Genomic DNA, 9,399 nt, shown 5'->3' on the forward strand with positions numbered 1-9,399 from the left:
GGGCGGGGTGGCGGGTTCGGTGGCTGGAGGGGACGGTCTGCGAGGCGTCGAGGAAGACCTTGCGCCAGGCGTCCCGCATCGGCTTGAGCTCGGGGAACCGCTTGCTCACGTCGCGGTGCAGGGCCTTCCGGAAGAAGGCGACCAGCCCCTCGCGCACGGCCGGGTCGAACGCCTCGGCCGCGATGGTCGGGTACGGCCACTCCTTCGCGTCCGTCATTCGGGGCGGGACGCTGCCGTCGCCCCACCTGGGCAGCTCGCGGGAGGCCATCTGGTGCAGGGTGACGGCCACGGCGTACCGCTCGGCGTGGGAGTCGTAGCTGCCGCGCGTGATGACGTCGACGAACGGGTCGAGGTAGCCGTCGGTGCCCGCGTCGGTGTTCTTCGCCGGGTATCCGGCCAGCGAGAAGTCGATGAGGACCAGTTCGCGGGTACGGTTGGGGCGGATGCGGATGGCGATGTTGTCCGGCTTGATGTCGCGGTGCCAGACGCCCTCGCCCTCCAGGAAGTCGACCGCGCCGAAGAGGTAGTCGCCGTACGCCTCCAGCTGGTCGACCGGGAGCCGGCCGTCGTCGCGGAGCTGGCGGGCGACGGTCTCCTCGCGGCGGCGGGGGGCCTTGCGCTCGCCCGGCTCCCCGGCCTCGTCGCGCTCGTCGCCGACGTACTCCAGCGCCAGGACGGTGCGGCCCGCGATGCGCAGCGGCTCCGGTTCGACCAGCCGGATGATGCCGGAGTGGGGGCGCAGGCGGCCCATCACCTCGGCCTCGCGGACGAGGATGTCGCCCCGGCTGTCGGACAGGGCCACCTTCAGTACGGCCAGCGGGCGGGTCCTGCGCGCCTCCGCCTGGAGGTCGCGGACGAGGAAGGCGCGGCTGGTGGAGCCCGTGCCCAGGCGGCGGCGGACCTCCCAGCGGCCGTCGAGCACATCGCCGGGGACGGCCTCCAGCGGGTCCTTCTCCGGCGCGGCGGCCTCGGAGGCGGTGCCGGTGGCGGCCTCGGTCGCGGTATCGGTGGCGGGGGCGGTGAGGGAGTCCTCGACGACCTCCAGCATCTCCAGGAAGTCGTCGACACTGGACAGGCGCCGGTCCGGGTTGTAGGCCGTGGCCGCCTGCACCAGTTCGTCGACGTCCTCCGACAGGCCGTCCACCAGGGAACTGGGCCGCAGCCCCTCCCCGGTCTCCAGGCGGGCGCGCAGCTCGGCCTGGCTGGCGGCCGGGGCCCGGTCGGTGACCAGCAGATAGGTGAGGACGCCGAGACCGTAGACGTCCAGGGAGACCGGGTCGGGGCGGAGCGCGGTCAGCTCGGGCGCGAGGTAGGGGTCCTCGTCGTCGGCCAGGTTCATCGCGGACAGGGCAGTCGGCGCCAGGCGCGTGGCGCCCCCGGCCTGGGTGTGGTCCGCGCCGCGCTGGGTGGCGATCTGCCAGTCGGAGATCTGCAGCCTCGGGCTGAGCCAGGCCGCCTCCTCGCCGACCGCCTTCCCCGGCCCGCCGTCCGGGCGGGGCAGGACGTGGACGGAGCGGGCGGCCAGGGCCCGATGGTGGATGCGCCGGGCGTGCGCGGAGCGCATGGTCTCGGCGAGCTGACGGACCAGCGCCATCCGGCCGAGGATGTCCAGCTTCGCGCCGTACTGGACCAGGTACTCGTCCAGCTTCATCGTCCGCCGGTCGTAGTCGAAGACCAGCGCGGGGCCCGCCGGGTGCCCGGTCGGGAAGTACTGCCGGTAGGGGACGACGCCCGGGTGCCGGAAGCGCTGCAGGACGGCCGCCTCGCGGCGGGCGGCGTTCTCCACGGACTGCCTCAGCGAGGAGTCCGAGCCTCGCTCGCTCAGGTAGACGCGGACCCGGGCGCGCTCGGGCAGCTCGCTGTGGCGAGCCTCGTAGTCGGCCCAGGTCTGGCCGGAGTCGAAGGGGCGGCGCTCCAGCTCGTAGGGGCCGACCTTGTACTCGGCGTCGCTGCGGCGGATGCCGATCTTCTCCAGCGCGGCCTTGATCTGGCGGGAGTCGCCCGGGGAGATCCTGCCGCGCTCGTCGCGCGGGGGCCGCTTGAGCAGCTCGACCAGCCCCGCGACCGTGTGGACGCCGTTCCGGTCGTGGGCGGGCAGCCGTACGCGCAGCGAGTCGTCGGTGAAACAGACGGCCTCGCCGACCCAGATCCGCCTGCCGAGCTGTCCGACCTGCCCCAGCAGCCCGGACAGCTCCTTGGCCTTCTTGTTGACCAGGTGCAGGGGATTGGAGTGGGTGCGGCGCCGGCCGCCGGGCGTGGTCTGCACCCAGGTGCCGTCGACGGAGGTGACCGAGCCGTGCCAGTCCTTCAGCTCGATCATGTAGACGCCGCCGGGGGCGACGACGAGCAGATCGACCTCGCGGACGTGCCCGGTGCCCGCGGTGAAGGTGAAGTTCGACCAGGCCCGCCACGGATCGGCGTCCGGCAGCCTCTCCCGGACGGCCTCCAGGCCCCGGCGTTCATGATCGAACTCGGACTCGGTGACCGTGGTCCACCGGCCTTCCCGCATGTGCTGTCCTCGCTCGTCGTCAACGCTGCCCCGGTCTGCCGGGGCCGTCCGGCCGGCGCTCGCGGGCCGGCCCCCGGGCGGGATCCTAACGGGTCGGTCCGACATGGGTGGAGGGATCACGGATCACACCTATATGACGTTCGCCCTGGCCGGCAGGGGTGCCGGCCAGGACTGGGGGCAGGGTCAGCGGCGGCGTCCGAGGGTGGGCAGCCCACCCGAGACGGTCCGCACGCTGCTGCCGCGCTCCGTGATGTCGCGGAGCTCCTCCCGGAACTCCCCGGCCGCGCGGTCGTCGCCGTAATCACCGTAGTCGCCGTACGGGAACGCATCGCCCTTGAGCGGGCGGGCGGAGTTCGACCGCTTACCGCCCTGCCGGGCCTTGGACTTCGGGATCCGCCGGACCGCGGCCGGCTGCTTCCGCCGCCCCTTCCCCGGAGAGGGACAGGCACATCCCATGCCGATCAGAAGCTCGCACCGCGTGCACCTGGTTCCGTTCACTCAGCCCCACCCCCGAGACAGTGTTGACGCCGACATCACGTCGACCGCCACCAACCAGCCTACGCAGGCGCCAGCGAACGTCAATCCCTTTGACTGAGTTTTCAGTTGGATTCTCGTCGGGCGCGCTCATCACTCGGGGCTCCGGCCGGAGTCGTCCCGGCATGCCTGTGCGGCGGGGCCCGGGCCCCGCCGCACAGGCGGGTGAGTGCTCGCGGTTCAGCGGGCGGTGTGACCGAGGAAGTCCGCCCAGGCGGCCGGGGACACGGACAGCGGCTGCCGCCGGACGTCCTTGGAGTCGCGGACGAGAACGGTCTCAGACCGTATGGCCACCTCGACGCAGTTGTCGCCGCCCGTACCGCTGTAGCTGCTCTTGAACCAGACCAGTTCGGTGGTGTTCACAGGGCTCCTCGCATCTGCTCAAGCAGGCTGACGGATGCTTCCGGGGTGAGAGCTTGCGAGCGCATCCTTCCATAGCGCTGGAGCATGCCGCTGACCTGCTTGGGGTGGGTGAGGAGGTTACTGCTGTCGTGCCCTTCGTAGTAGCCGACCCACTGGTTCTGAGGGGTTTCCGCCAGATACATCGAGCCGTCGAGCCCGGCGTGCGACGACTTCCGCAGGGGCATGATCTGCAACTCCACGTTCCGGAGTTGCGCCCGGTCCAGCAGGTGATCGATGAGGGCGCGGGTGACCTCGTCACCACCCGTGCGGCGTTCGATCACCGACTGCTCGATGATGAAACCGAACTCGGTGTTGGCCTTCTCCGTGAGCAGGCGCTGCCGCTCCAGACGAGCCGCGATCTGATCTTCGAGCTGCTTGTCGGTCAGCGGCGGCAGACGGCTGCCGAAGACCTCCCGGATATAGGGCTCGGGCTGCAACAACCCCGGAATGACCCGGCACTCGTACGCGTACAGCGACAGCGCCTCCTCCTCGATGCCCACCCAGTGCTGGAACCAGGAAGCCAGGCCCGTCCGGCGGGTCAGGCTGCGGTAGGCCGCCGCCAGGACGCGGGAGGCGATGTGGCCCAGGGGCTCCTCCGCGCGGCCGGGAAGATCCTTGGGCGGATACCGCCTGCCCTGCTCGATCTTGGCCATGTAGTGCGCCGAGTACCGCACGCGCGGGGCGAGTTCCTCCTGCGTCAGCCCCGCCTCCTCGCGCAGCACCTTCAGCACCGCGCCGAACGTCTTCAGGCTGTCCGACAGCTCCGCGCCGCCGTTGTCGGCACCGCCGTTGTCTGCCGTCATGGCCACCGCCTCCCCCTCCGTACCGCGTCATGGGCCTGCCTCCCTGCCCAACGGCCCAGGCCCGCCGCCGTCACGCCGCGCGCCGGCCCGGTCCACGGCGCCCACCCGCACAACGCGTTCTGTACCGGCGCCGGCCCTGTCGCCCCGGGCCCGGAGGAGGAACGGAGATCGGCGCAACGGCATCCGGCCGCACGACCAGGCGCTAGGGTTGCGGCCCACGGGACATCCGCCGACAGCCGCGCTGTTCACCGGGTCACCGTGTCGAAACGTCAGCGAGGGGGGAACTCGCCATGATCGAAGATCCGATCGTCGCCGCCGGTACCGGCGGCGACGACGAGGCCGACCGGAAGGTCGTCGAACAGGAGCGGGCCGAACTCAGGGAGTTCATCAAGGGGCTGAGCGCGGACGACATCAAGTCGGGCGACTGGTTCGCCAAGCTCATCGCCGAGGCCATGCGCTCCTACACCGCCAAGGTCGACTGGCGGTACTTCCAGGAGCGGTACGCGGGCGTACCCGCGGACGCCGTCATCGACCAGCGGATCAAGATGGCGGCCCGGTACGCCGCGCTCGAAGGCGGGCTCTCCGCCGGGGCCTACACGGCGGCCGTCGTCGCCACCCTCGGGAGCCTCGGCGGCGCCTCGGCAGCGACCGTCCCGGCCGCCGTCGCGACCATGATGATCGACGTCGCGTTCATCACCCGGCTCCAGCTCCGCCTGGCCTACGACATCGCCGTGCTCTACCGGATCCCGCTCGACCTGTCCGACCCCGAAGACATGTGGAAGCTCATTCGCGTGGCCTTCACGATCAAGAGCGGGGAAGCGGCCCGGGAAGGCGTGGCAAAGGCGGTCCCGGCCATCGTCCGACCGTTGATCAAGCGCTTCTACTCCGGAGATGTACTCAATGCCGCGAAGGCGCTCCCGGTCGTCGGGAGGCACCTCCTGCAGAAGAACGTCATCAAGATCGGTATCCCTCTGGTCGGCGTTCCCCTCGCAGTGATGTTGAACCGCTACACGACGCTGCTCGCCGGGCGGCACGCGCAGGCCGTCTTCCGGAACGAGGCGCGGGTGATCGAACTCGCCGGGAACCTGAGCGAGCGGAGCCGGCACCCGCGACTGCTGCTGTGGGTCGCGTGGCTCGTCATCATGGCGGACAAGAAGATAACCGACGACGAGGCGCTGCTGATGCGGCATCTGGTGAGGCTGGTCCGGGAGCGGCACCAGGTGGTCGACGAACGGCTCGCCCACCTCGTCGACATCGATCCCGCCGATGTGTGGGAGCGCATGGACGCCGAGCCGGGAGACCTGAGCGACGTACTCGCCGCGGCCGACCGGGTGGCCGCTGTGGACGGTGACGTCAACAAGTCCGAGAAGGCCGTCATATCGGAGCTCCGGGAGCGCTGCGGCCGAGTCTGACGCCGTCGGTTCAAGGGGCCGGGCTCCGCGTCGGTCGGTGGCCCGTCCGGGGCCGGGCCACCGACTGTCCGCGAAGTCTCTGCCGCCCTGCCCGGTCCCCTCTTCTCTTCTCCGCACACCGTGCGGCCTTCTCGGACGCCGTGGCCGGGGCCCGTGTCAGGCTGGGGCGGGTTCCCGTTCCACCCTGCCCGCCAGCTCCCGCAACTTCTCCTGAGTCTCGGGGTCCGTCGAGTACACGATCGTGCCGACCATGCCCCGGGTCAGCAGCACCTTGTAGGTGTTGCGGATCAGGCGGTCCACATCGGTGTCCGGGGTGGACTTCTTGAAGACCGGGTCCTTGGAGGCCGTGCGGTCGGTGACCCAGCGGTCGCCGCGCCAGACCAGATCGGGGCCGATGATGACGCCGGACCAGTCGTACTCGAAGCCCTGGGCGGTGTAGACGCAGCCGACCTGGCCGAAACCGGCCGGGTCGGTGGCCCACAGGGCGGCCGGGGGTGCGCCGGAGACGGCGCGGTCGCCGCGCAGGTTCCAGGGGCGGGCCCAGTCGCCGATCACCACGTCCGGCGGCAGCGGCTCGCCGGGTTTGGGCTCCGGGGACCAGCGCCAGCAGTACCCCGCGGAGATGCGGGCGCCGTAGCCCTGGGCGCGGCGGTCCTCCAGGAACGCCTCCATCTCCTGCGGGCCGTCGGCGACCAGGAGTCGCATGCGGCCGTCGGGTTCCCAGACCACCGGTCCGCCCGGCTCCAGACCGAGGAGGCGGAGCACCCAGCGCAGATAGGCGTCGCTGCCGCCGCAGCGGAACTGGCTGTCCAGCGGGACGACGTGGCAGGGGATGTCCCGCTTCGCCGCCGCCTCCCTGATGTCGGCCACGGTGCCCATCTCGCCGGGGCGCACGACCTGGTGCTCGTCCAGGAAGAAGACGGGCACGTGGGCGACGTCGATGAGTTCGTCGATCTGCGCCCGGCCGGTGCGGTGCTCGGCCCGGGTGTAGCGGTTGGCGGAGGTCTCCCGGATGCGGTGGGCCTCGTCGCAGATCAGGGCGCCCAGGCTGTTCTTCCTCGTGGTCATGAAGCTGTTGAAGTACTTGAACAGGTCCTGCACCTCACGCTTCCGGAATCCCGCGATCTTCCGCATGGTCTTCGTGAAGGACTGCGAACCGGTGGCGTGCAGTGCCGGGACCCCGCGCCGGTACAGCTCTCCGAGCAGTTGCAGGGCGATGACGCTCTTGCCGGTGCCGGGGCCTCCGGTGACGATGACGACTTCCTTGCGGTCGGCGTACTGCGCCTTCTCCACCGCGTTGAGCACCATGCGGTAGGCGACCTGCTGCTCGTCGAGGAGCACGAACTGCGGGCGTTCCCGCACCTCCTGGGCGGCAACGGACATCAACTGCTTCGACGGTGCCGTGGTGCCCGAGAGCAGTTCGTCCGCCGCCCGGGCCCCGGGGTGGCTGCCGCTCAGCTTGGTACGGAGGTGGTCGAGGAAGGCGCCGCGGCGTTCCCCGGTGAAGAGCAGCCCGCGGCCGTCACGCTCGATCTCCCGCAGCCCCGTCACCCCGAACTCGGTGGCGTTGTGCAGGAACGCCACCCCGCCGACCCGGTGACCGTGCTCGGCCAGCGCTCCGTTGAAGTTGACGAGGTACTCGCAGTAGCGGCGCACCTGTTCGACGGGGTTGAGGACCGGGTGGGCGTAGGCGTCGACGTGGCACAGGGCGGGGTCGTCCTCGTGCGGCACGGCCTGGCTCCACTGCTTCAACTCGACCACGACGTAAGAGGGTTCGCCGGTGGCCGGGTGGACGCCCGCGAGTACGGCGTCGGCGCGTCTGCTGTTCAGCGGCAGCGCGTACTCCAGCATGACCTCCACGTCGCCCAGGCCCGCCTCGTTCAGCGCGGTGGCCAGGACGGGGATGCTGCGCTCCCAGGAGCGCACCTCCGAGGTGCCGGGCCGGTGGCCGTGCATATGGGCGAACTGGTCGGTGAGGTGCAGGAACAGCGAACCGTCGAGCGCCATGACGGCGACCGTCTTCGCGGACGCGCGGAACAGCAAGGACTTCCCCCAGGCAGCACGAAGAGACTCGTGCGGGTGGGGGCGTGTCCTTCAAAGACTCCACCGGGGTGGAGCGGAAGCCCGTCGGGCCGCGTTGATGACGTGTCCGAGACTACCCGGCGGCACCGACAGCCGTGCGGGCCACGGGTTCACTGGGAGCAGCGGGAAGCGAGCGGCGGCAGGGGACGCCGTATCCGGCGCTCCCTGCCGCCGCCCGGTGGCTCGCCGTCAGCCGCCGGCGGGGCGCCGGGACGCCGCGACGCTGGCCCGCCACTCCGGTGCGTCCGGCTCCTCGTGGAACTCCAGAAGGTGCTGGCCGGCGTAGCGGGCGAGGGCGTCGCGGACCTGGGCCGGAGCGACGTGGAAGAACTCGCGGCGGGTATTGACCCGGTTGACCCGCCGGTCCTCGAACTCCTGGTGCAGTGAGCGCTCCAGCCCGACGGCGTCGTCGCTGTAGATCAGCGCGTGCACGTCGAAACGGAACGGCACTGAGGCGTCGCCGAGCTCGTTGACGCGGTCCATGGGGTCGAGGCGGCGGGTGAGGCCGATCTTGACCATGGACTCGCCGAAGGCGCCGATGTTGGAGATGACGTACACGTACCCCGCGCGGCGGTTGGCCTCTCGGCGGTCGATGACCTCCTCCTCCGCGTCGATCTCGCCGAGCTTCCGCTCCAGTTCCGCGATCTGGGCGGCGTCCGCCTGACCGGCGGAGCGGGCCCGGCCCAGGGCCAGGACGAGGCGGTTGCGCTCCTTGTCGAGCCGGGCGCGCTCGCGGGCGATCTCCCGCTCCAGGCGCTCCTCCTCGCGCTGCCGCTCCCGCTCCTCGCGGCGGCGTTCCTTCTCCTCCTCGATCTTGGCGAGGTGGTCGGCGGTCAGTTCCAGTTCGCGCACCCGCAGCCGGTGGTACTCGTCGGTCACCCGGATCTGCATGGTCCTGCCCAGTCGTGCGATGGTCTCCCGGGACTTCGCCAGCCGGTCGACGAGCGAGGCCAGGCGGTGCGGCTTCATCCCCCGCACGGCGGCGTCGGCCTCGGCGTTGTAGGCGCGCAGCATCAGCTTGGAGAAGTCGCGCACCATGCGGCGCCCCTCGGCGGCGGAGCCGTTGACCGTCCACTCGGTGACTCCGACGACCGCCCGCCCGTTCTTGGTGAGCATCTTGTACCGGTCCTTGATGCGGGCGAGTTCGGCCTTGTACGCGACGGCGTCCTCGAGCGGGTGGCGGTACTCGTAGATACCGGCCTCCTGCAGCAGCGCCACATCGTCGGTGACGACCAGACCGCTTCTGGCCGCCGCTAGCCGCCGCTCGGCCTCCTGGGCCTGGACCTGCATGTCGTGCAGCAGTCGCCGGGTGCCGTGGAGTTCCCGCTCGGCGCGTTCGGCGGCCGCCTCCACCTTCGCGTCGAGGACGGCGTCGAGGCGCTGGACCTCGGCCTGCTGCTCGGCGTGGGCACGGCGCAGGCGCTCGGTCTCCTGCGCCAGGCGGGCCGCGTCGGCACCGGCGAGGGCGGTCAGCTCTGCCAGCAGACGGTGGTTCTCCGCCCGCAGCGCCTCGGCGTCGGCGGTCCGGGCGCGCAGCTCTTCGCCCAGCCGGGCGGCTTCGGCCTCCGCCTCCTTACGGCGGCGGCCGAAGAGACCTCCGCCGCCGGAGGGCTGCGGAGGCTGCGGCGGCTGCTGCGGTGCGGGGGCGGCCGGGGTG

At 71.3% G+C, this 9,399-nt stretch carries 7 protein-coding genes; 1 reads left to right on the plus strand and 6 read right to left on the minus strand.

Translation table 11 applies throughout. The features are described 5' to 3' along the window. The 4 genes from pglW to L7D48_RS21080 all read right to left on the minus strand — a co-directional run. Nucleotides 1-2,509, minus strand: a 2,509-nt coding sequence (gene pglW, locus L7D48_RS21065) for a BREX system serine/threonine kinase PglW (protein ID WP_237881348.1), incomplete at its 3' end; no start/stop codon positions are given. A gap of 183 nt (nucleotides 2,510-2,692) precedes the next feature. Beyond that, nucleotides 2,693-2,965 carry a hypothetical protein gene (locus L7D48_RS21070; RefSeq protein ID WP_237881350.1) on the minus strand — a complete coding sequence of 91 codons (273 nt, stop codon included), beginning with the start codon at nucleotides 2,963-2,965 and terminating at the stop codon, nucleotides 2,693-2,695. Nucleotides 2,966-3,223: 258 nt separating this feature from the next. Then, a complete protein-coding gene (locus tag L7D48_RS21075) occupies nucleotides 3,224-3,406 on the minus strand; it encodes a DUF397 domain-containing protein (protein WP_237881352.1) in 183 nt (60 codons plus the stop codon). Then, a complete protein-coding gene (locus tag L7D48_RS21080; protein ID WP_237881354.1) occupies nucleotides 3,403-4,248 on the minus strand; it encodes a helix-turn-helix transcriptional regulator in 846 nt (281 codons plus the stop codon). The genes L7D48_RS21075 and L7D48_RS21080 overlap by 4 nt, the downstream gene beginning before the upstream one ends. Before the next feature lie 290 nt (nucleotides 4,249-4,538). Here L7D48_RS21080 and L7D48_RS21085 point away from each other — a divergent pair, with 290 nt between their 5' ends. After that, nucleotides 4,539-5,660: a hypothetical protein gene (locus L7D48_RS21085; RefSeq protein WP_237881356.1), complete on the plus strand. Its 1,122-nt coding sequence runs from the start codon at nucleotides 4,539-4,541 to the stop codon at nucleotides 5,658-5,660. Nucleotides 5,661-5,816: 156 nt separating this feature from the next. Here L7D48_RS21085 and L7D48_RS21090 read toward each other — a convergent pair whose 3' ends face one another. Both L7D48_RS21090 and L7D48_RS21095 read right to left on the minus strand, forming a co-directional pair. After that, entirely contained in the window at nucleotides 5,817-7,703 is a 1,887-nt protein-coding gene (locus L7D48_RS21090; protein WP_237881357.1) for a DUF2075 domain-containing protein, read from the minus strand. 228 nt (nucleotides 7,704-7,931) lie between these two features. Continuing rightward, on the minus strand, nucleotides 7,932-9,399 hold a 1,468-nt coding region (locus L7D48_RS21095), incomplete at its 5' end, for a DUF4041 domain-containing protein (protein ID WP_237881359.1).

The sequence above is a fragment of the Streptomyces sp. ICN903 genome (assembly GCF_022015835.1).
Taxonomy (GTDB): domain Bacteria; phylum Actinomycetota; class Actinomycetes; order Streptomycetales; family Streptomycetaceae; genus Streptomyces; species Streptomyces fenghuangensis.